General features: G+C 55.6%; 19 protein-coding genes and 1 pseudogene. 10 read left to right on the forward strand and 10 right to left on the reverse strand.

The features are described 5' to 3' along the window. Positions 1–786: an SDR family oxidoreductase gene (locus tag QQZ17_RS26005; protein WP_152405551.1), complete on the forward strand. Its 786-nt coding sequence runs from the start codon at positions 1–3 to the stop codon at positions 784–786. A 109-nt stretch (positions 787–895) separates the two neighbouring features. On the opposite strand, the gene QQZ17_RS26010 is transcribed toward QQZ17_RS26005, so the two are convergent. Continuing rightward, positions 896–1048 carry a Hok/Gef family protein gene (locus QQZ17_RS26010; RefSeq protein WP_046477188.1) on the reverse strand — a complete coding sequence of 51 codons (153 nt, stop codon included), beginning with the start codon at positions 1046–1048 and terminating at the stop codon, positions 896–898. A 226-nt stretch (positions 1049–1274) separates the two neighbouring features. Further along, the gene (locus QQZ17_RS26015) at positions 1275–3308 is read right to left on the reverse strand and encodes a choline transporter (protein ID WP_152405552.1); all 2034 of its coding nucleotides are present in this window, start codon (positions 3306–3308) and stop codon (positions 1275–1277) included. Between the two features lie 127 nt (positions 3309–3435). On the opposite strand from QQZ17_RS26015, the gene betI reads away from it, so the two are divergent. From betI to betA, 3 genes are read left to right on the forward strand one after another with little or no spacing between them, the layout of a single operon-like run. Then, positions 3436–4026, forward strand: a complete 591-nt coding sequence (betI, locus tag QQZ17_RS26020; RefSeq protein WP_102602324.1) for a transcriptional regulator BetI — start codon at positions 3436–3438, stop codon at positions 4024–4026. A gap of 17 nt (positions 4027–4043) precedes the next feature. Continuing rightward, the gene (gene betB / locus QQZ17_RS26025) at positions 4044–5516 is read left to right on the forward strand and encodes a betaine-aldehyde dehydrogenase (protein ID WP_152405553.1); all 1473 of its coding nucleotides are present in this window, start codon (positions 4044–4046) and stop codon (positions 5514–5516) included. A 13-nt stretch (positions 5517–5529) separates the two neighbouring features. Then, positions 5530–7206, forward strand: coding sequence for a choline dehydrogenase (gene betA / locus QQZ17_RS26030; protein WP_152405554.1), 1677 nt, complete (start codon positions 5530–5532; stop codon positions 7204–7206). 43 nt (positions 7207–7249) lie between these two features. Here the strand turns inward: betA and QQZ17_RS26035 are convergent, their stop codons facing one another. Then, entirely contained in the window at positions 7250–7948 is a 699-nt protein-coding gene (locus tag QQZ17_RS26035) for a GNAT family N-acetyltransferase (RefSeq protein ID WP_152405555.1), read from the reverse strand. Between the two features lie 142 nt (positions 7949–8090). Between QQZ17_RS26035 and QQZ17_RS26040 the strand changes: the two genes are divergently transcribed. Beyond that, entirely contained in the window at positions 8091–9206 is a 1116-nt protein-coding gene (locus QQZ17_RS26040) for a YbdK family carboxylate-amine ligase (RefSeq protein ID WP_152405556.1), read from the forward strand. A gap of 69 nt (positions 9207–9275) precedes the next feature. After that, the gene (locus QQZ17_RS26045; RefSeq protein ID WP_152405557.1) at positions 9276–9524 is read left to right on the forward strand and encodes a DUF1158 domain-containing protein; all 249 of its coding nucleotides are present in this window, start codon (positions 9276–9278) and stop codon (positions 9522–9524) included. On the opposite strand, the pseudogene QQZ17_RS26050 reads toward QQZ17_RS26045, so the two are convergent. The 3 genes and pseudogenes from QQZ17_RS26050 to QQZ17_RS26060 all read right to left on the reverse strand — a co-directional run bounded on the left by QQZ17_RS26050 (position 9453) and on the right by QQZ17_RS26060 (position 12657). After that, positions 9453–11051 (reverse strand): annotated as a pseudogene (locus tag QQZ17_RS26050) (alpha/beta hydrolase-fold protein). The gene QQZ17_RS26045 and the pseudogene QQZ17_RS26050 overlap by 72 nt on opposite strands. A 134-nt stretch (positions 11052–11185) precedes the next feature. Continuing rightward, positions 11186–11527 carry a RamA family antibiotic efflux transcriptional regulator gene (locus tag QQZ17_RS26055; RefSeq protein ID WP_284554215.1) on the reverse strand — a complete coding sequence of 114 codons (342 nt, stop codon included), beginning with the start codon at positions 11525–11527 and terminating at the stop codon, positions 11186–11188. Then, a complete protein-coding gene (locus tag QQZ17_RS26060; protein WP_152405558.1) occupies positions 11524–12657 on the reverse strand; it encodes an MBL fold metallo-hydrolase in 1134 nt (377 codons plus the stop codon). Before QQZ17_RS26060 ends, QQZ17_RS26055 begins: the two co-directional genes overlap by 4 nt. A gap of 192 nt (positions 12658–12849) precedes the next feature. On the opposite strand from QQZ17_RS26060, the gene QQZ17_RS26065 reads away from it, so the two are divergent. From QQZ17_RS26065 to QQZ17_RS26080, 4 genes are all read left to right on the forward strand, one after another. Beyond that, positions 12850–13431 carry a TetR/AcrR family transcriptional regulator gene (locus QQZ17_RS26065; RefSeq protein ID WP_152405559.1) on the forward strand — a complete coding sequence of 194 codons (582 nt, stop codon included), beginning with the start codon at positions 12850–12852 and terminating at the stop codon, positions 13429–13431. Beyond that, positions 13431–13799 (forward strand): MmcQ/YjbR family DNA-binding protein, encoded by a 369-nt coding sequence (locus QQZ17_RS26070; protein ID WP_152405560.1) that lies wholly within the window; start codon positions 13431–13433, stop codon positions 13797–13799. Before QQZ17_RS26065 ends, QQZ17_RS26070 begins: the two co-directional genes overlap by 1 nt. Positions 13800–13897: 98 nt before the next feature. After that, a complete protein-coding gene (gene nfsB / locus QQZ17_RS26075) occupies positions 13898–14551 on the forward strand; it encodes an oxygen-insensitive NAD(P)H nitroreductase (RefSeq protein WP_152405561.1) in 654 nt (217 codons plus the stop codon). A 75-nt stretch (positions 14552–14626) separates the two neighbouring features. Further along, positions 14627–15874: a mechanosensitive ion channel family protein gene (locus QQZ17_RS26080; RefSeq protein ID WP_152405562.1), complete on the forward strand. Its 1248-nt coding sequence runs from the start codon at positions 14627–14629 to the stop codon at positions 15872–15874. A 1-nt stretch (position 15875) separates the two neighbouring features. Here QQZ17_RS26080 and QQZ17_RS26085 read toward each other — a convergent pair whose 3' ends face one another. The 4 genes from QQZ17_RS26085 to QQZ17_RS26100 form a co-directional block, all read right to left on the reverse strand. After that, the gene (locus QQZ17_RS26085; protein WP_152405563.1) at positions 15876–16847 is read right to left on the reverse strand and encodes a LacI family DNA-binding transcriptional regulator; all 972 of its coding nucleotides are present in this window, start codon (positions 16845–16847) and stop codon (positions 15876–15878) included. Positions 16848–16922: 75 nt separating this feature from the next. After that, on the reverse strand, positions 16923–18065 hold the full coding sequence (locus QQZ17_RS26090) for a Gfo/Idh/MocA family protein (protein WP_152405564.1): 1143 nt from the start codon (positions 18063–18065) through the stop codon (positions 16923–16925). Next, entirely contained in the window at positions 18058–19083 is a 1026-nt protein-coding gene (locus tag QQZ17_RS26095; protein WP_152405565.1) for a sugar phosphate isomerase/epimerase family protein, read from the reverse strand. Before QQZ17_RS26095 ends, QQZ17_RS26090 begins: the two co-directional genes overlap by 8 nt. A 15-nt stretch (positions 19084–19098) precedes the next feature. Beyond that, positions 19099–20337, reverse strand: coding sequence for an MFS transporter (locus QQZ17_RS26100; RefSeq protein WP_152405566.1), 1239 nt, complete (start codon positions 20335–20337; stop codon positions 19099–19101). Positions 20338–20488: the final 151 nt, after the last annotated feature.

The following is a 20488-nucleotide window of genomic DNA, read 5'->3' on the forward strand; positions in this document are numbered from 1 at the left end:
ATGATCGCAAAAGATTTTGCTCAACAACTGTTTAACCTGCAAGGACGCGTTGCTTTCGTCACTGGCGCAGGGAGCGGCATCGGTCAGACCATTGCCTGGGCGCTGGCCAGCGCGGGCGCGCGGGTCGTCTGTTTTGATCTGCGCGAAGACGGCGGACTGAAAGAGACGGCTAATCATATCGACGCGATTGGCGGCCAGGCGGCGCTCTATACGGGAGATGTTCGCCAGCTTAGCGACCTTCGCGCCGCCGTCGCCCTGACCAAAGAACGGTTTGGTCGTCTGGATATCGCGGTGAATGCCGCCGGTATAGCCAACGCCAATCCGGCGCTGGAAATGGAAAGCGAACAGTGGCAGCGCGTTATCGACATCAACCTCACGGGCGTATGGAACTCCTGTAAGGCCGAAGCAGAACTGATGCTGGAATCTGGCGGCGGCTCAATCATCAACATCGCCTCGATGTCCGGAATCATCGTTAACCGTGGTCTTGAACAAGCGCATTACAACAGCTCGAAAGCGGGGGTTATTCATCTCTCGAAGAGTCTGGCGATGGAATGGATTGAGAAAGGCATTCGCGTGAACTCAATCAGCCCAGGATACACCGCCACGCCGATGAACACCCGCCCTGAAATGGTTCATCAGACGCGTGAATTTGAGAGCCAGACGCCAATCCAGCGAATGGCAAAAGTTGAAGAGATGGCCGGTCCGGCGCTGTTCCTCGCCAGTGATGCGGCCTCATTTTGTACCGGCGTCGATCTCGTCGTTGATGGCGGATTTATCTGCTGGTAAACAGAAATTCGCCCGCAGCCGTAACTGACTGCGGGCGATGTGATAAAGCGGGTGCCGTCTCATCCAGACCTGACAAGCGGATATGCGGGGATAGCTCCCCGCATAACGGCTACTTCTTCGATTCGTAAGCGAGAACGGCCTTAAACTCAATACCACGCTCCCTGACGCTGAACTCACAGAGTGAATCCCGCACGAGGAGTGTGAATCCCAGCACTGTAATGCAGAGTGCGATGACTGCCATTAAGGCATATTTCGTCAGCATGTATTGCCTCCATGCGAAGAAGAGACTACCATCCGAATTGTTCAGGTTTGGATTGGTAGCCTCAAGGTTGATAGCACTATCTCCTTGGGGCTTTCTTCTTTCCAGACCTCAGCAACGGCCTGAAGCTGGAAAGCATCAGGCACCCGCCGTTATCGTACTCTTCTTCTATCCCGACACTGTATATTTACACAGCTAAACTTCATTTTCGGAAAACATTTAGACAGTCCTACATACCCGGGAACAGCACGCCATTTCCCGGCGCTTCGCGATCCAGATGGATGAAGTTCAGATGGCGTTCATACTGGTCGAGAATATCGGTAATCACCTGCTCTTTGCTGTAGTCCATCAGGTCATTACCCTGACTGCCTTCCAGCAGGAACGTCTCCAGACGGTAATAGGTCGATTTCCCGCTGCGCGCGCGATAGGTAAAGCCCGGTATCGCATATTTCTGCGGCCAGATTTGGTAGATAAAGTTACGTTCATCGCCCATGTGCACCCGCAAATCGAGGTGTCCCAGACTTTCGCCTTCCACAGGCGGCAGACTTTTCAGTTCGACATGCGCGCCACGCAGTGTTAACTCCTGCGCCACCTCTTCCATCGCCGGGAAGCACACGTTCTCCATCATTTCGCGGGTATAGCGCGTACCGGGATAGTTCATCAGCCGCGACAGGCGTTTTTTCCAGCTCAACCGATCCTGCACGCCCATGGGTCGCGGCGCAGTATTCCGGTTAGCGCTCTCACGGCGATAATCTTCCACCTTCAGCGACTTATACAATCCCGCCATAATAAAGAAAATGACAAAGCTGAACGGCAGTCCCATGATCACCGTCGTGTTCTGCAAGGCTGAAATCCCGTTCGTCATCAACATTCCCAGCGTCAGCAAACCGATCGCCACCGACCAGAAGACGCGCAGCCATGACGGGGCATCACTGTTGATATCCTTCAGTTTCGAGGTGAAATTCCCCAGCACCAGCGCGCCGGAATCCGCTGACGTGACATAAAACAGCAGGCCCGTGATGGTGGCCACCGACGCGCTGAAGGTAAACGCCGGATACTGCGCCAGCAGGCTGTAGAATCCGCGTTCCGGATGCGCCATCGCCTCCTGGGCAAAGCCCGCATCGCCGTGAATGATTTCATACAACGCGCTGTTGCCGAACACCGATAGCCACAGCAGGGTAAAGGTGAACGGAATAATCAGCGTTCCGAAGACAAACTGACGGATGGTACGCCCACGCGAGATTCGCGCAAGAAACAGGCCGACAAACGGCGACCAGGCCACCCACCACGCCCAGAAAAACAGCGTCCAGTTATTCATCCACTCAACCGGGCGATCGAAGGCAAAGCTGTTGAGCGTCATGCCCATAAAGCGATTCACATAGTCGCCCACGTTCAGCACCAGGGCATTGAGCAGGAATGAGGTATCGCCCATAAACAGGACGAAAAGGATCAGCCCCAGCGCCAGCAGAACGTTAAGCTCTGAAAGCACGCGGATGCCCTTATCCACCCCGGAAGTGACCGAAATCGTGGCAATCACCACCGACAGCACAATCAACGCCGCTTTCGCCGCCATCGAATCCGGAATATCAAACAACACGCTCAGGCCATAGTTGAGCTGAACCACACCAATTCCCAGCGTCGTGGCGATACCAAAAATGGTGCCAATGACGGCGGCGATATCAACGCTATGCCCGATCGGCCCGTTAATGCGTTTACCAAAGATGGGATAGAGCGCGGAACGGATAGTCAACGGCAGGTTATAGCGATAGCTGAAGTATCCCAGCGCCATGCCCATCAGGGCATACATCGACCAGCCGGTCAGGCCGTAGTGGAATAACGTCCAGACCATCGACTGACGCGCCGCTTCAATCGTCTGCCCCGCGCCTTCCGGCGGCTGCATATATTGTGTTACCGGCTCCGCCACGGAAAAGAACATCAGGTCGATACCAATCCCGGCGGCGAACAGCATGGCGGCCCAACTGAGCAGGCTGAATTCCGGTTTCGACTGCTCCGGCCCGAGTTTGACCGAGCCAAAGCGCGAGCAGGCGATGAAAACAACAAAGACGATGTACAACGTGGCCGCCAGCAAATAGTACCAGCCGAAGGTTTTTGAAACCCAGTTCAACGTCCGGCCAATCCAGACGGCGGAGAAATCGCTAAAAAAGATGGTGGTCAGGGAAAACAACAAAATCAGCCCGGCGGACGTGTAGAAAACCACCGGATTGATTTTGTCCTTTTCTCTGCACTGTGGAAGGTCTGACATCCAGTATCCTCACATTTTTTGTAACTATTAAAAATCAAATTCGCAACAATTAAGACACATTTTATATTGAACGTCCAATCAAAAACCGCTTTAATGGTTAAACAAAACTGATGAATGGAGTCCCAAAATGCCCAAACTGGGGATGCAGCCGATACGGCAGCGGCAGCTGATTGACGCCACGCTGGAAGCGATAAATGAAGTCGGGATGCACGATGCGACGATTGCGCAAATCGCCCGTCGCGCCGGGGTCTCAACCGGGATCATTAGCCATTACTTTAAGGATAAGAATGGATTGCTGGAGGCGACGATGCGCGACATCACCAGCCAGCTGCGTCACGCCGTTTTGCATCGACTCCATGCGCTACCGGGGGCGCGCGCGGAACTACGATTGCGCGCCATCGTGGCGGGAAACTTTGACGAGACCCAGATAAGTCATGCCGCAATGAAAGCCTGGCTGGCGTTCTGGGCCAGCAGCATGCACCAACCGATGCTGTACCGACTGCAACAGGTCGCCAGCAAACGCCTGCTGTCGAACATTGTTGCCGAATTTAAGCGCGAGCTGCCGCGTGAACAGGCGCAACAGGCGGGTTACGGATTAGCGGCGCTGATAGACGGGCTGTGGCTCCGTGCGGCATTAAGCGGTAAGCCGTTTAACCTCAGTCTCGCCCAGGCGCTGACCACCCATTTCATCAGTCAGCACTTACAAAAAAGCCACTGACTCAGTGAGGAGAATGCATGTCCCGAATGGCAGAACAACAGCTTTATATTGATGGTGGTTATACGGCCGCCACCAGCGGTCGGACTTTCGAGACGATCAACCCTGCCAGTGGTGAGGTCCTTGCCACCGTACAGGCCGCAGGCCGTGAGGATGTCGACCGCGCGGTGAAAAGCGCGCAGCGCGGACAAAAAATCTGGGCGGCGATGACCGCCATGGAACGCTCGCGCATTCTGCGTCGGGCGGTGGAGATACTGCGCGAGCGCAATGACGAACTGGCGAAGCTGGAAACGCTGGATACCGGCAAACCGTTCAGCGAAACCGCCAGCGTCGATATCGTGACCGGCGCAGATGTACTGGAATACTACGCCGGGCTGATCCCCGCGCTGGAAGGAAGCCAAATCCCCCTGCGCGAGACCGCCTTCGTTTACACCCGACGTGAGCCGTTGGGCGTCGTCGCCGGGATTGGCGCATGGAACTACCCGATTCAAATCGCGCTGTGGAAATCCGCGCCGGCGCTGGCGGCGGGCAATGCGATGATCTTCAAACCCAGCGAAGTCACTCCGCTAACCGCCCTGAAGCTGGCGGAGATCTACAGCGAAGCCGGTTTACCGGACGGCGTCTTTAATGTCCTGCCGGGTGAAGGGGCGGAAACGGGCCACTATCTGACCGAGCATCCGGGCATTGCCAAAGTCTCCTTCACCGGCGGCGTCGCCAGCGGTAAAAAAGTGATGGCGAACTCTGCCGCCTCCTCGCTGAAAGCGGTGACGATGGAACTGGGCGGTAAATCGCCGCTGATCGTTTTCGAGGATGCCAACGTTAATCTCGCCGCCGATATTGCGATGATGGCGAATTTCTACAGCACGGGCCAGGTCTGTACCAACGGAACTCGCGTGTTTATTCCGGCGCGGATGAAAAGCGCGTTCGAGCAAACCATTCTGTCTCGCGTGGCGCGGATCCGCGCAGGCGATTTATTCGATCCCGCCACCAATTTTGGCCCGCTGGTCAGCTTCCCGCATCGCGAAAATGTCCTGCGCTATATCGAAAGCGGTAAAAACGAAGGCGCAACGCTGCTTTGCGGTGGCGATGTGCTGAAGGGCAGCGCGTTCGACCACGGCGCCTGGGTTGCTCCTACGGTGTTCACCGACTGCCACGATGAGATGACCATCGTACGCGAAGAAATTTTCGGCCCGGTAATGGCGATCCTGACTTACGAGAGCGAAGACGAGGTCATTCGCCGCGCCAACAACACCGATTACGGTCTGGCGGCGGGCGTCGTCACCCAGGATCTCAACCGCGCACATCGCGTCATTCACCAGCTTGAAGCCGGGATCTGCTGGATCAACACCTGGGGCGAATCCCCCGCAGAAATGCCGGTTGGCGGCTACAAGCATTCCGGCATCGGGCGTGAAAATGGCGTAATGACGCTGCAAAGCTACACCCAGGTGAAATCCATCCAGCTCGAGATGGCGCCCTTCCAGTCTGTATTTTAAGCAGGAGGTTTCATTGCATTTTGACTACATCATTATTGGTGCCGGCTCCGCTGGCAATGTACTGGCAACACGACTGACAGAAGACAGCAATACCACCGTTCTGCTTTTGGAAGCAGGCGGTCCGGATTACCGTGCAGATTTCCGCACCCAGATGCCGGCAGCGCTGGCCTTCCCGTTGCAGGGAAGGCGCTATAACTGGGCGTATGAGACCGAACCTGAACCGCACATGAACTACCGCCGTATGGAGTGCGGACGTGGCAAAGGGCTGGGCGGTTCCTCGCTGATTAACGGCATGTGCTACATCCGTGGCAACGCCCTGGATCTCGATCGCTGGGCGGAAGAACCCGGACTTGAGCACTGGAGCTATCTCAACTGCCTGCCCTATTACCGCAAAGCGGAAACCCGCGATGTGGGTGCCAATGACTATCACGGCGGCGATGGCCCGGTCAGCGTGACCACGTCAAAACCGGGGGTAAACCCGCTGTTTGCAGCGATGATCGAGGCGGGTGTCCAGGCGGGTTACCCGCGAACCGATGACCTGAACGGCTATCAGCAGGAAGGCTTTGGCCCGATGGACCGCACCGTGACACCACAGGGGCGTCGCGCCAGCACCGCCCGGGGTTATCTGGATCAGGCGAAAAAGCGCCCGAACCTCACTATCGTGACTCATGCCCTGACCGACCACATCATTTTTGACGGTAAAAAAGCGGTCGGCGTGGAGTGGCTCGAAGGCGACAGCACCATCCCCGTCAGCGCGACGGCCCGAAAAGAAGTGCTGCTGTGCGCGGGCGCGATTGCCTCGCCGCAGATCCTGCAACGCTCCGGCGTGGGTGATGCCGCGCTGTTAAAAGCGCATGCGATTCCGCTGGTTCACCATTTGCCTGGCGTCGGTGAAAATCTACAGGATCACCTGGAGATGTACCTCCAGTATGCGTGTAAAGAGCCGGTCTCTCTCTACCCTGCCCTGCAGTGGTGGAACCAGCCAAAGATCGGTGCCGAATGGCTGTTTGGCGGGACTGGCGTTGGGGCCAGTAACCATTTTGAAGCGGGCGGATTTATTCGCAGCCGTAAAGAATTTAGCTGGCCGAATATTCAGTACCATTGCCTGCCGGTAGCCATTAACTATAACGGTTCGAACGCGGTGAAAGAGCACGGTTTTCAGTGTCACGTCGGCTCGATGCGCTCGCCGAGTCGCGGTCATGTGCAGATAAAATCGCGCGATCCGCGCGAGCATCCGGCGATTCTGTTTAACTACATGTCAACGGAGCAGGACTGGCAGGAATTCCGCGATGCGATTCGCCTTACCCGTGAAATCATCAACCAGCCGGCGCTGGATAAATTCCGTGGGCGGGAGATAAGCCCAGGCATTGACTGTCAGAGCGACGAACAGTTGGATGCGTTTGTGCGTAACCACGCGGAAACCGCGTTTCACCCCTGTGGCACCTGTAAAATGGGCGTTGATGAGATGGCCGTGGTCGATGGCGAAGGCATCGTGCACGGCGTGGAAAATCTGCGCGTGGTGGATGCGTCGATCATGCCGCAAATTATCACCGGCAATTTGAATGCCACGACCATCATGATTGGCGAGAAAATCGCCGATGCCATTCGCGGTCGCGCACCGCTGGCAAAAAGCACCGCGCGCTATTACGTGGCGGGCGATGCGCCGGTACGCAAACCGGCACTGCGCTAATCGTGATTTCCGCTCTGATGGCAGAGCGGAGTTTCGCTTATCGCTACCGACACTGCGCCAGGGTCTGCCGTTGTTGACCGTGTTCGTCAAAATTCTCCGGCGCTAACCAGCGCTGCAATGCGCGGTCACACACAGGCCACTCACCATCAATCATCGACAACCAGTCGCTGTCCCGATTGCGGCCTTTGCGCACAATTTTCTGGCGAAAGCGGCCTTCGAATACAAACCCTAACCGCTCTGCCGCCCGACGCGACGCCAGGTTCAGAGAGTCACATTTCCACTCCACGCGGCGATACCCCAGCGCAAACGCATACCGCAACAAGAGCCAGACGGCTTCCGTACCCAGTACACTGTTTTTCATCCGCGGCGACCAGGTGACATGGCCGATTTCAACGCTGCCGTGCTCCCGTTCGATCGCCATAAAGCAGACCAGCCCCACCGCACGTTCAGCGCGGGTATCCACGACAGTGAAAGGCACCAGCGCGTCATCGTTCGCTTTCCCGCAAAGCCAGTGGAACGTCGCCGCAACGCTGTCGGGCCGACTGCTCGCCAGCCACGTCCAGTCCCGCTCGTCGTCGGCCTGCGCATAGGCGTCGAACAGATCGCCAGCATGACGTTCCGGGTCAAGCGGCTCAAGACGACACCAGCGGCCTTCCAGCACGGTTCGTTCCAGAACCGACGCGCCATGCCAGTCCGGCAGCGCGTCGCCAACCGTCTGACCATACTGATTCATTTCCGGCACAGCTCACTCCTTACGCAACGATAAAATCTGGTTATAGCAGTTCCCGATTCGTCTTCAAAGCGCCACTTTCAGATTTCTTCTACCGCTGCGGATCTCCCCATCGCTTCTATACTGAAAGCAAATCACCTGGGAAACGAACGCCATGCCACTACCCGATTTTCACGTCTCGGAACCGTATACCCTCGGAATTGAACTGGAAATGCAAGTGGTGAATCCACCAGGTTATGACCTGAGTCAGGACTCTTCGACGCTGATTGCCGCGGTGAAAGACCGGGTGAGCGCCGGAGAGGTGAAGCACGATATCACTGAAAGCATGCTGGAGATGGCCACCGACGTCTGCCACAGCATCGATCAGGCCGCCACGCAGTTTTCCGCCATGCAGCAGGTGATCCTGCAGGCGGCGGCTGAGCATCACCTTGAAATTTGCGGCGGCGGCACACATCCGTTTCAGAAATGGCAGCGCCAGCAGGTATGCGACAACGAGCGCTATCAGCGCACGCTCGAACGCTTTGGCTATCTCATCCAACAGGCCACCGTGTTTGGACAGCACGTCCACGTCGGCTGTCCCAGCGGAGATGACGCCATTTATCTGCTGCACGGGCTGTCACGCTTTGTCCCACACTTCATTGCGCTCTCGGCGGCGTCACCCTATATGCAGGGATCTGACACCCGCTTTGCCTCGTCGCGCCTGAATATCTTCTCCGGCTTTCCCGATAATGGACCGATGCCGTGGGTCAGCAACTGGCAGGAATTTGAGGGTTTATTCCGGCGACTCAGCTATACGAACATGATCGACAGCATTAAGGATTTGCACTGGGATATTCGCCCCAGCCCGCATTTTGGTACCGTCGAAGTGCGGGTGATGGATACGCCGCTGACCCTGTCACATGCGGTAAATATCGCCGGATTAATCCAGGCTACCGCCCACTGGCTGCTAACCGAGCGTCCGTTTAAGCATCAGGAACGAGATTACCTGCTGTATAAATTCAACCGCTTTCAGGCCTGCCGCTATGGGCTGGAAGGCATTCTGACCGATGTGCATACCGGCGATCGCCATCCGTTGTCAGAGGACACCCTGCGCCTGCTGGAAAACGTGGCGCCATCGGCAGATAAAGTGGGCGCGACCAGCGCCATCGAGGCGTTAACCCGCCAGGTGAAAAACGACCTCAATGAAGCGCAGACAATGCGTGAGTTTGTCACCGGGGGCGGTTCGCTCATCGGACTGGTGAAAAAACATTGTGAGATCTGGGCAGGGTAAGCGGAGCGGGTTTGCGTTAGCCGGGAAGATCCCGGACAATGGCTTTTTTAACTCAAGTTTAACAATGCCATGAAACACCCGCTTGAATCCCTGATGACCGCCGCCGGTATTCTGCTGCTGGCTTTTCTCTCCTGCCTGCTGCTTCCGGCGCCGTCGCTGGGACGGGTACTGGCGCAAAAGCTGGTTGCGACCTTTCATCTGATGGACCTCAACCAGCTCTATACGCTGCTGTTTTGTCTGTGGTTCTTAGCGCTTGGCGCTGTTGAATATTTCGTGCTTCGCTACGTCTGGCGTCGATGGTTTTCGCTGGCTCGCTAAGCCGGTGAAATCCCGCATTCCATAGACCAGCGCTTCACACCACGCGGCATAGTCGTGACCGCTTGACCACGGGTGAAAGCTGACCGTGTAGCCTTTCTCCCGGAGCACCTTTTCAAACGCCAGCGTATTGCGATAAATCCCGCCGTTTGGCCCCTGCGTTTCAAAGCGTCCGGCCTGCAACCAGAATTTCACCGGATAACGCGGCGACGCCTGATACTGCTGCGTCAGCCAACTGGCCTCCTCTCCTTTGGGTGCCCACCAGTAGGAAGGCTCAGCACGTTGCCAAACAAGCGCGGATGGCGCAGCGCCACCCATGACGACGCTAATCCGCCATAGCTGGAACCCGCCAGCACCGTTTTTTGTCGCGGGAGAGCAATACCCTGCTGGCGTAGCCAGGGCACCAGTTCGTAAGCCATAAAATCGGCAAACGTCGGGTTTGGCGGCAGCTCTTTACCGCGCCGTGAGTGATCGAGAGAATCCACAAACACTACGTTGATGGGCGGGAGTTGATGGCGGGCAATCAGTCCGTCGATAACCCGGTCGACATGGTATTCATCCAGATAGGTCTTGCCGTCAAACAGGATCAGCGTCCAGCGCGCGGGTTGCGCGGTGCGAGGGCGATAAACGGCCACTTCACGCGTATTGCCCAACCGCGCGCTGGTGAGCATTTTTCGCGTCAACGCGCCGTGACGCAACGGCTGCGAGATGGCCTGCGCGGAACAAAAACGGGATGGACTGAGATCGAGCAAAGACGACTGATTCCAGCGATCGGCAGACTTCGCACCGATCGTCAGCGGATTGAACGGATCGGTCTGAGCGCTGATCGCGTGGCGAGCCGCTGACCCGCGGAACATCCGGCGCCAGCTTATACTGCATAACCGTATCCGCCGGGACAACATAGCTACGGAACCAGACGTCGGAATGGCCTAAGCGGAACAGCGGCTCGTGATCGCCCGCCGGTGAGCCAAAAAGAAAAACGTTCTGTTTTGCGCCACGCCAGAGAAAGGTCACGCGCTTATGATCGGCATCAAAGGGTTCCACCAGCGGTGTACCGTAACGCTGACGGTCCTGCCAGAATTCCGTGGTGCCTGCTCCCGCCTCAAGGGCTTTTTCCAGTTGCTGCAAAACGGGACTGACCGGGGCCACACGCTGAGTACGCGGTAATGGCGGCGTCTCTTTCATCTGCCAGGAGAAACGCCAGCGCATCCCTTCGTTGCCGTGCAGCACCAGCGAGGTAACCTGTTGTTGAGGCAGTGAAAACAGCAGTTGATGCTCACCATCGGCAGGACCACCTTCCAGCAGGGTACGAATGCGTCGATTTTGACCATCGAGCAACCGGGCATCGGTAATGCCGGAAAGCGTTGCGGAGACATAGTTTTCATTCAGGGCGGGGAGAACAAAACAGATTTCCCCACTGGCATCAAACTTCCCTTGCTGCTCCCCCTGCACCGAGGGTGTCGAACACGGCATTGCCTGAGCCGACACCGTCCCCAGCCCAAGAAGCAAACCACTCCATGCCATCTTCATTGGCCAACCATTCCTTATGAAATTTGTTAGCCACGCTAATGTAAATGGGAATTATTTGCAATAATATTTAGGCAAGTGCAGAGACGCTAAGGCAGGGGAAACCTTTCCTGATAGCTCTCGCTACCAGGAAAGGATCAGTGCGCCCGACTGTGGTTTTTTTTGCGGTAGGCACCCGGCGGCTGGTTAAACGTGCGGGTAAAAATACGGGTAAAGGTCTGCTGGGAGTCAAACCCGTAGCGCAGACAAATGTCATACACTTTTGCGTCGGATTCGCGCAGATCCCGCGCCGCCAGCAGCAGTTTACGCTCGCGAATGTAGCGCCCCAGGCTCTCCCCTTTGTACTGCAAAAACAGACGCTGCAAGTGCCACTTGGAGTAGCCCGCATGCCGTGCGATCTCGTCAATACGCAGCGGCTGATTCAAATTATCATCAATCCACTCGACAATGCTGTCGATAACCTGAGCAGAAATGGTCATTCGGAACTCCTCTCCTGCAAATGTGTTGCCTTTTCCCACCATGTTGTGAACCGTTGCGCTGAATCGTCCAGCTTCACCGGTTCACCCTGCATCGGGGTAAGCAGACGGTACGCTTTATTTCGACTGGCCAGTGCCAGACGTTTGTAGGGGTCATCCCAGCTATGCTTTGCCAGCACAAAGCGTCCGGCATGACCGGGTAAAATCGCTTTTGCCCGCAAATCCAGAGCGGCCTGCGCGGTCTCTTCCGGCATCATGTGAATGTACTTCCAGTCCTGATCGTATTGGCCGTTCTCCATGATGGCGAGATCGATGCCGCCAAACTGTTCGCCAATTGCCCTGAAATGCGGCCCATAGCCCGAGTCGCCGCTGTAATAAATTTTCTGTTCCGGTGTTTCGAACAGAAAACTGGCCCACAGCGTCTGATTGCGCTTGATACCGCGCCCGGAGAAATGCCGCGCGGGCAGCACGTGAATCATCAGTGAATCGTCGACCCTGACAGACTGATTCCAGTCACGTTCTTCAATAATGTCGCCATTCATTCCCCAGTAACGCAGATGCGAGCCAACGCCCAGTGGCGTGAGCACGCGCTTCACCTTCGGCATTAACGCGGTGATGGTGGCGTAATCCAGATGGTCATAGTGATCGTGAGAAATGATCAGCAGGTCGATCTCCGGCATCGCCTGCGCCGTCCACGGATACTCCCCGGCGAACGCTTTGTTGAGAAACGAAAACGGTGCGGCATAGCTGCTGAAAACCGGGTCAATCAGAATACGTTTGCCGCCCAGTTGCAGATACCACGAGGAGTGCCCCATCCAGATCAGGGTATTCTGCTCAACCGGCAGGCTGGCGAGATCGGTGGCAACCAGGGGTAATGGCCGGGCTGGCCGCGCATTTTCACGCTTCGCGACCAGAAACTCCCACCATGCTGCGAGCATACTTTTGTTTCCGGTATAGCCCGGCGTTGGCACCTGATTATGAAATTGCCCATCACGGTAGTTCGCAGATTGCTCTACCTGACTAAGCTGAGCGCCCTGTGGCGCCTGGCCGAAGCCCGCATTAAGGACAAACGGTAACGTTGCTGCACTGGCAATGAGCATAATAACGACCACACACACGGAGAGAGGCTTCATATCCTGACCTGTAAAACGCGCCCCTGTCCGATGGTTTGCGCGGCTGACTCTTGATTATGAGTGAGTAAGCACTCATTATAGAAATCGGAAGTTTCGCGTCAAGATGATTTTCAATCTTTGACATTCACCGTTGCGGCGCTGCAAAGGCCGTGTTTCAATCATCTTTTTAAACAATCTTAAGGGTAAAGTGTAGTGGCTCGTCCGAAGAGTGAAGACAAAAAACAGGCATTACTGGAGGCTGCAACCACGGCCATTGCGCAATCCGGGATCGCGGCATCGACCGCTGTGATAGCCCGCAACGCAGGCGTGGCAGAAGGAACGTTGTTTCGCTATTTCGCGACAAAAGACGAGTTAATCAACGAACTTTATCTTCATCTTAAACAAGGTCTTTGCCAGTCGCTGATCGAGAACCTCGATCGTTCACTGACGGATACCAAAGTGCTGACCTTTTACATCTGGAGCAACTATATCAGTTGGGGTCTCAACCATACGCTGGGGCATCGCGCCATTCGCCAGTTAGCGGTCAGCGAAAAAATCACCAAAGAGACGGAACAGAAAGCCGACGATCTGTTTCCTGAGCTACGCGATCTCTGCCACCGTTCGGTGCTGCCGGTCTTTATGTCCGATGATTATCGCGCCTTCGGCGATGCGCTATTTTTAACGCTGGCAGAAACGACAATGGAATTTGCCGCTCGCGAACCGGCTCGCGCCAGCGAATTTATCTCCCTGGGCTTTGAAGCGATGTGGCGCGCCCTCACCCGTGAGGAAGCATAATGGATGAAAAAACGCTGTACGAATGCGCGCGCCGTCTGGCGCTGGCGTTTCCGTTTACCGAACACTGCTGGCCGTTCGGTCCGGAGTACGACGTGTTTAAAGTCGGCGGCAAGATCTTTATGATCGTTACCGAATTTAACCGCCGCGCGGTGATTAATCTGAAAGCCGATCCGGAGAAATCGCTGCTAAATCAGCAAATTTACCCCAGCATTACCCCCGGTTACCATATGAACAAAAAGCACTGGATTTCCGTCGCCCCCGGCGATGATATCAGTGAGTCATTACTGGACGAACTGGTTAATGATTCGTGGAATTTAGTGGTCGATGGCCTGGCCAAACGCGACCAAAAACGGATCCGCCCTGCCTGATTGGTCGCGAAAGCCGATAACTGTTTTCGCATTTTCTCTCTTATCATCTTCCAGAGAACCTTGTAACCTGCGGGTATTAAAACCAACCGGGAGTAGTTATGGATATCGTTTCAGTGGCCTTAAAGCGTCACTCCACCAAGGCATTCGACCCTAGTAAAAAACTGACCGCTGAAGAAGCAGAAAAAATCAAAACGCTGCTGCAGTTCAGTCCGTCCAGCACTAACTCTCAGCCGTGGCACTTTATCGTTGCCAGCACCGAGGAAGGCAAAGCGCGCGTGGCAAAATCTGCCACCGGTAGCTATGTCTTCAACGAGCGTAAAATGCTCGATGCCTCGCACGTTGTGGTGTTCTGCGCTAAAACGGCGATGGACGATGCGTGGCTGGAGCGTGTAGTCGATCAGGAAGAGGCCGATGGTCGTTTTGCCTCTGCCGAAGCGAAAGCCGCCAACCACAAAGGTCGGACATTCTTTGCCGACATGCACCGTAAAGACCTGAAAGATGATGCGCACTGGATGGCAAAACAGGTTTATCTGAACGTCGGTAACTTCCTGTTAGGTGTTGGCGCACTGGGTCTGGACGCGGTACCGATCGAAGGGTTCGACGCCGCCATACTCGATGCGGAATTTGGCCTGAAAGAAAAAGGCTTCACCAGTGTGGTCGTGGTTCCTGTGGGTCATCACAGCGTCGAAGATTTCAACGCCTCGCTGCCAAAATCTCGCCTGCCGCTGGAAACCACGCTGACAGAGGTGTAATTCACCCAGCGCCCTGCATTTGCATAATTTCCCCTCAGCGGTCATCATTGACCGCTGTTTTATAAAGGAGAAATTATGCAGGAATTAATTACCCAGGTTGAAGATTTAGCGGGTATTGAAATGAATCACACCACCTCGCTGGTGGTGATTTTCGGTATTATTTTTCTCACCGCCGTCATTGTGCATATTATTTTGCACTGGGTGGTACTGCGCACATTCGAAAAACGTGCCATCGCCAGTTCCCGTCTGTGGCTACAAATAATTACCCAGAACAAGTTATTCCATCGTCTGGCGTTTACCCTGCAGGGGATTATCGTCAATATTCAGGCGGCGCTATGGTTGCAAAAAGGCAGTGAAGCGGCAGAAATTCTGACCACCTGCGCGCAATTGTGGATCATGATGTATGCCCTGCTGTCGCTGTTTTCATTACTGGATGTCATCTTAAATCTGGCGCAAAAATTCCCAGCAGCCTCTCAGCTTCCGCTCAAAGGCATATTTCAGGGTATTAAACTGATTAGCGCGATTATCGTTGGCATTCTGGTGATCTCGCTGTTAATGGGTCAGTCCCCGGCGATTCTGATTAGCGGTCTGGGCGCGATGGCGGCCGTGCTGATGTTAGTATTTAAAGACCCGATTCTTGGGCTGGTTGCCGGTATTCAGCTTTCCGCTAACGACATGCTGAAACTGGGTGACTGGCTGGAGATGCCGAAATACGGCGCTGACGGCGCGGTGATTGATATTGGTCTGACAACGGTGAAAGTCCGCAACTGGGACAATACCATCACCACCATTCCCACCTGGTCACTGGTTTCTGATTCCTTTAAAAACTGGAGCGGCATGTCGGCCTCCGGCGGTCGGCGTATTAAACGTAGCATCAGTATTGACGCCACCAGCATTCATTTTCTGGATGATGATGAAAAGCAGCGACTGTATAAAGCGCGCCTGCTGAAGCCTTATCTGGATACGCGCCATCAGGAAATCGACGAATGGAATCAACAACTGGATGCGCCAGAATCGGTATTAAACCATCGCCGGATGACCAATATCGGGACTTTCCGCGCCTACCTGAACGAATATCTGCGCAACCATCCGCGCATTCGTCAAGATATGACCTTAATGGTGCGTCAACTGGCACCGGACGATCACGGTCTGCCCATCGAAATTTACGCCTTTACCAATACCGTCGTCTGGCTGGAATATGAAAGTATTCAAGCCGATATTTTCGACCATATTTTTGCGGTGGTGGAAGAGTTCGGCTTACGTATTCACCAGTCGCCCACCGGCAATGACATTCGCTCGCTGGCGGGAGCCTTCACCCAATAGATCAGGTACTGGCGCGCGAAATAAAGCGCCAGTCCATCATGACCCTTTCCGTTGGGGCATCCGGATTATCAATTTTGTTGAGCAGTAAGGTGACCGCTTTGCGGCCAATCTCCCGCGACGGCTGTTCAATAGTGGTAAGCGACACCATCTCAGACAGTTCAGTGCCGTCAAACCCAACCACGGCAATATCCTGCGGTACGCGGAGTCCCGCCTGCTCAATAGCGCGCAACGCCCCTGCCGCCAGCGTATCGGAAACGGCAAACACCGCATCCGGCGGGTTCTCCTTCAGCAGCTTTTGCATCGCCGCCATTCCGGCCGCTGAGCTGAGGTCGCTGGCATATTCCACCGCCTGATAATCCAGCTCGCGCAGATGAATCACGCTCTTATAACCGCGCTCGCGCAGACGGGCATATTTGTAGCTTAAGTCGTGATTAATCAAGGCAATCCGCGTACGCCCGCTGTCGGCGAGCTGACTCACCACATACTGCGACGCGTCCACATCGTTGATCCCGACACAGGAAACGCTCCCTGCATCGGCATACTCCGCACACTGAACCCAGGCAGCGTTACCGATTAACTCGGCAAGTTCCGGCAGCCGGGAGAAGGCGTCCATGGTGATAATACCGTCGACGATTTTACCCGATAGCAGGCTTAACCCTGAGCGGGAACGATCGATATCAGAACCTGAATTGCACAACAGGATACGGTAGCCGTTTTTCTCGGCCTCCGCTTCAATGCCCTTGACCACCTCCGCGCAGAACGGGTTGGCGATGTTGGACACCATCACCAGAATCATATGGCTACGCGCGGTGCGAAGTTGACGTGCCAGCAGATTGGGCTGGTAGTTACTCTCCTTGATTGCCTGCAAAACCCGCTCACGGTTTTTCGCTTTCACACTGTCGCTGTTGTTCAACACACGCGACACCGTCGCCACCGAAACCCCGGCCAACTGAGCGATTTTCTGAATAGACATAACGACGACACATCCTGCGGTTAGCGTTTTATGCAGGCTATCATAAATTTGTTGCCCGGCGAACCGGGCAACGCGTCATCGCTCAATGCGCACCCAGCGCTGCTGCTGATGGCTTTTCACTATCGCATCAATGATATACATCACATCCGCACCGTCGTGGAAGGTGGCAAACTGCGGCGTTTTCGCCATTTCGCCTGCCTGAACGGCCCGGTAGAACTGCGCCATCATATTTTTGAAGGCATCAGGCCAGCCTTCAATATGCCCACCGGGGAAATGGGCGCTGTCGGCGACATCACGGTTCATCAGTGCAGGATCATCGGTCAGGATCTGATTCGCCTGCGCGCGATGCCCCACCCACAACTGCTGCGGTACCTCCTGATCCCACGCCACGGACCGCTCGCTGCCGTTGATTTCAAACGTCAGGCGATTTTTACGCCCGGCGCTCACCTGTGAGACGCGAAAACTGCCCTTGCTGCCATCGTCAAAGCGGAACAGCACCGAGCCGAAATCTTCCGTGTTCACCGGTTTATCTTCATACCGGGCGTTCGGGTCGTGAGCAAAGGTCTGGTTACCCGCGACGTTCTCCTTGCGCGTCGGCCAGACAATCGCGAGATCGGCCATCACCTCCGTGATGCGTCGTCCGGTAACAAACTGCACCGTGTCACACCAGTGGGAACCAATGTCCGCCACCGCGCGCGACGCCCCGCCGAGTGCGGCGTCCACGCGCCAGTTGTAGTCGGTTTCCAGCAACATCCAGTCCTGCAGATAGCTGCCATGAGTAGCAAACAGTCGCCCGATGCTTCCTGCGTGCATCATGCTGGCCGCCTGGCGCACCATGGCAAACTGGCGATAGACAAAGCTGACGCCATGTACCACGCCAGCCTCTTCCGCCAGCGCCACCAGTTCGCGCGCCTCTTCTGGCGTCATGCACAATGGCTTTTCAGAGAAGACATGCTTGCCTGCCTGCACTATCTGCCGGTTGATCTGCGCATGCAGATGGTTTGGCGTGCAGTTATGCACCACCTGCAGATTCGGATGCGCAAGCAGTTCCTCAACGCTGCCGTAGGCATACGGCACGTTCAGCGCCAGTGCTTTTTCCTGGGCCTGGGAAAGACTGCCGTCGCACAGCGCTACCACCTGCACAAACCCGAGTCGGCGCAGCGCGTCGATATGCGCTGGACCGATAAATCCGCTGCCAATAATGCCGACGTTAATCATTGGCACCCCCGGCGGCAAAATCATCAAACGCCCGTCCGGAGACCGGAATGATATGGCGGCGGATAAATTCGCTGCCTTCGCTGGCCCCGGTATCACTGTCTTTCAGGCAACACTCCCACTCCAGCACCGCCCAGCCGTCAAAGTCATACTGCGTCAGCTTGCTAAAAATACCGTTGAAGTCGATCTGCCCATCCCCCAGCGAGCGAAATCGCCCTGCCCGGTTGATCCACGACTGATAGCCGCCGTATACCCCACTGCGCCCGTTCGCCCGGAACTCCGCATCCTTCACGTGAAACGCTTTGATACGCGAATGGTAGATGTCGATAAAGGCCAGGTAATCCATCTGTTGCAACAGCATATGGCTGGGATCATAAAGAATGTTGCAGCGCGGATGGTTGTCCAGAAGATGCAAGAAACGTTCGAACGTGACGCCATCGTGCAAATCCTCACCAGGATGCAGCTCAAAACAGACGTCCACCCCGTGCGCATCGAAGGTATCCAGAATCGGTCGCCAGCGGTTTGCCAGTTCGCTGAATGCTTCCTGAAAACGCGCTTCATTGTGTGGTGGCCACGGGTAGAAAAACGGCCAGGCCAGCGAACCGGAAAACGTAGCATGCGCGCGGAGCCCCAGCTTTGCCGATGCGGCCGCCGCCTGTTTCAGCGTCTTCGCGGCCCACGCCCGGCGTGCCACATCGTTGCCACGCACCGCCGCTGGCGCAAAGTGGTCGAAGGCGTCGCTGTAAACCGGGTTTACCGCCATCAGTTGCCCTTCCAGATGGGTCGATAGTTCGCTGATGACCAGACCGTGCTCCGCCAGCTTACCGCTTATGTCGTCGCAATAGGCCTGACTCTGCGCCGCCTTTGCCAGATCGAAAATCTGCGGCTGATGGCAGGGGATCTGCACCGCTTTATAGCCCTTGCCGGCCGCCCAACCTGCCAGCCCCTCCAGCGAGTTAAACGGCGCTTGCTCCCCGATAAACTGCGACAGAAAAATACCCGGCCCTTTAATCGTCCTCATACCACCTCCAGAAAATTACGCCTTGTCATCGTCATACTTGAACGAGAACAGGAAAATCAGGGCAATCACCGCGGCCGCCACCGCCGGGATCCACCAGAATGTCACCCATGCCTGCGGCACGGTTTGTCCGGCAACCAACCGGTTATACAGCGCGCCGGAGATCTGCGAGCCCAGCAGCATCCCAATACCGTAGGTAAACATCACGATCATGCTCTGCGCCTGGCCTTTTACCTTTTCACCCGCCACGCGGTCGGTGTAGATAAAGCCGACAACAAAGAAAAAGTCATAGCACACACCGTGCAGCAGAATGCCGAGATACAGCAGGAAACGCCCCTCTTCACTCACGCCAAGCGCAAAAAACGCATAGCGAACGAACCACGCCAGCATGCCGATCAGCAGCATGTATTTCACGCCCAGGCGGCGGAACAGCAGCGGGATCACCAACATGAAGACGATTTCTGACATCTGCCCGAACGACATGGCGGTGCTAACATCCGCAATACCGGCATCCGCCAGATAAGAGGCGGTGTAAGCGTAATAGGTGCCGAGCGGTACCGAGATCAACATCGCGCAAAGCGAAAAGATAAAGAAGTGGCGCGTTTTGAGCAGCGCAAACGCATCGGCGCAGAACAGATCGCGCACCTGTACCGGCAGTCCCTTCGCAGGGGCTGGCGTATGCGGCAGCGTCAGACTATACAACGCCAGTATCACGGAACTGACCGCCGCCACCTGGAAGATGGTAATGCTGGACGCAACGCCGGTGACGCCGATAAAAATCCCCGCCACGATCCAGCCGATCGTGCCGAACACGCGCACCACCGGGAAGGTTTTATCGACATTCGTCAGGCTGTGAAACGCGATGTTATTGGTCAGCGCCAGCGTTGGCATATAGCACAGCGTATAGCCGAACAGCAGGCCAATCAGCAGCGCACCGTTTTGGGCAATCAATGCCCCCGGCACAAACCACAGAATCACCGCCCCGGCCAGATGCATCACCGCCATCACCTTTTGCGAGGCAAAGAAGCGATCCACCAGCATACCGAGCACAAACGGTGAAAGAATAGAGGCGATCGGCCCTGCGGAAAACGCATCGCCAATCAGTAAAGACATGTCGTGCTGCGTCATGACCAGACCAAGCGTCACCGACCAGCTTCCCCAGATAAAAAACTGTAAGAACATCATCAGCGACAGTCGGGGTACCAGCAGCCGGTGCTGCCCTATCGCCTTTCCACTACTTTCCGTTGTTGACACCATTTTGAGCCTCGCCCTTTAAAAAGTAATCGATTACAAATTGCCATCAGATGAAAAGTAATCGATTACAAAATAAAGATCCTGTGGATCGAAACAGAATTGAGAGAAGGGTCACGATAAAGGTGGAGAGCGGTGGTGGCGGGTAACAGTTTTG

The organism is Citrobacter sp. T1.2D-1 (assembly GCF_950098555.1).
In the GTDB taxonomy this organism is placed as follows: Bacteria; Pseudomonadota; Gammaproteobacteria; order Enterobacterales; family Enterobacteriaceae; genus Citrobacter_A; species Citrobacter_A telavivensis.

Excerpts from the sequence above, each read along its gene's own strand:
- QQZ17_RS26005 (WP_152405551.1), top strand. The coding sequence starts at position 1 with ATGATCGCAAAAGATTTTGCTCAACAACTGTTTAACCTGCAAGGACGC.
- QQZ17_RS26010 (WP_046477188.1), bottom strand. The coding sequence starts at position 1,048 with ATGCTGACGAAATATGCCTTAATGGCAGTCATCGCACTCTGCATTACA.
- QQZ17_RS26015 (WP_152405552.1), bottom strand. The coding sequence starts at position 3,308 with ATGTCAGACCTTCCACAGTGCAGAGAAAAGGACAAAATCAATCCGGTG.
- betI (WP_102602324.1), top strand. The coding sequence starts at position 3,436 with ATGCCCAAACTGGGGATGCAGCCGATACGGCAGCGGCAGCTGATTGAC.
- betB (WP_152405553.1), top strand. The coding sequence starts at position 4,044 with ATGTCCCGAATGGCAGAACAACAGCTTTATATTGATGGTGGTTATACG.
- QQZ17_RS26040 (WP_152405556.1), top strand. The coding sequence starts at position 8,091 with ATGCCACTACCCGATTTTCACGTCTCGGAACCGTATACCCTCGGAATT.
- QQZ17_RS26045 (WP_152405557.1), top strand. The coding sequence starts at position 9,276 with ATGAAACACCCGCTTGAATCCCTGATGACCGCCGCCGGTATTCTGCTG.
- QQZ17_RS26055 (WP_284554215.1), bottom strand. The coding sequence starts at position 11,527 with ATGACCATTTCTGCTCAGGTTATCGACAGCATTGTCGAGTGGATTGAT.
- QQZ17_RS26060 (WP_152405558.1), bottom strand. The coding sequence starts at position 12,657 with ATGAAGCCTCTCTCCGTGTGTGTGGTCGTTATTATGCTCATTGCCAGT.
- QQZ17_RS26070 (WP_152405560.1), top strand. The coding sequence starts at position 13,431 with ATGGATGAAAAAACGCTGTACGAATGCGCGCGCCGTCTGGCGCTGGCG.
- nfsB (WP_152405561.1), top strand. The coding sequence starts at position 13,898 with ATGGATATCGTTTCAGTGGCCTTAAAGCGTCACTCCACCAAGGCATTC.
- QQZ17_RS26080 (WP_152405562.1), top strand. The coding sequence starts at position 14,627 with ATGCAGGAATTAATTACCCAGGTTGAAGATTTAGCGGGTATTGAAATG.
- QQZ17_RS26085 (WP_152405563.1), bottom strand. The coding sequence starts at position 16,847 with ATGTCTATTCAGAAAATCGCTCAGTTGGCCGGGGTTTCGGTGGCGACG.
- QQZ17_RS26090 (WP_152405564.1), bottom strand. The coding sequence starts at position 18,065 with ATGATTAACGTCGGCATTATTGGCAGCGGATTTATCGGTCCAGCGCAT.
- QQZ17_RS26095 (WP_152405565.1), bottom strand. The coding sequence starts at position 19,083 with ATGAGGACGATTAAAGGGCCGGGTATTTTTCTGTCGCAGTTTATCGGG.
- QQZ17_RS26100 (WP_152405566.1), bottom strand. The coding sequence starts at position 20,337 with ATGGTGTCAACAACGGAAAGTAGTGGAAAGGCGATAGGGCAGCACCGG.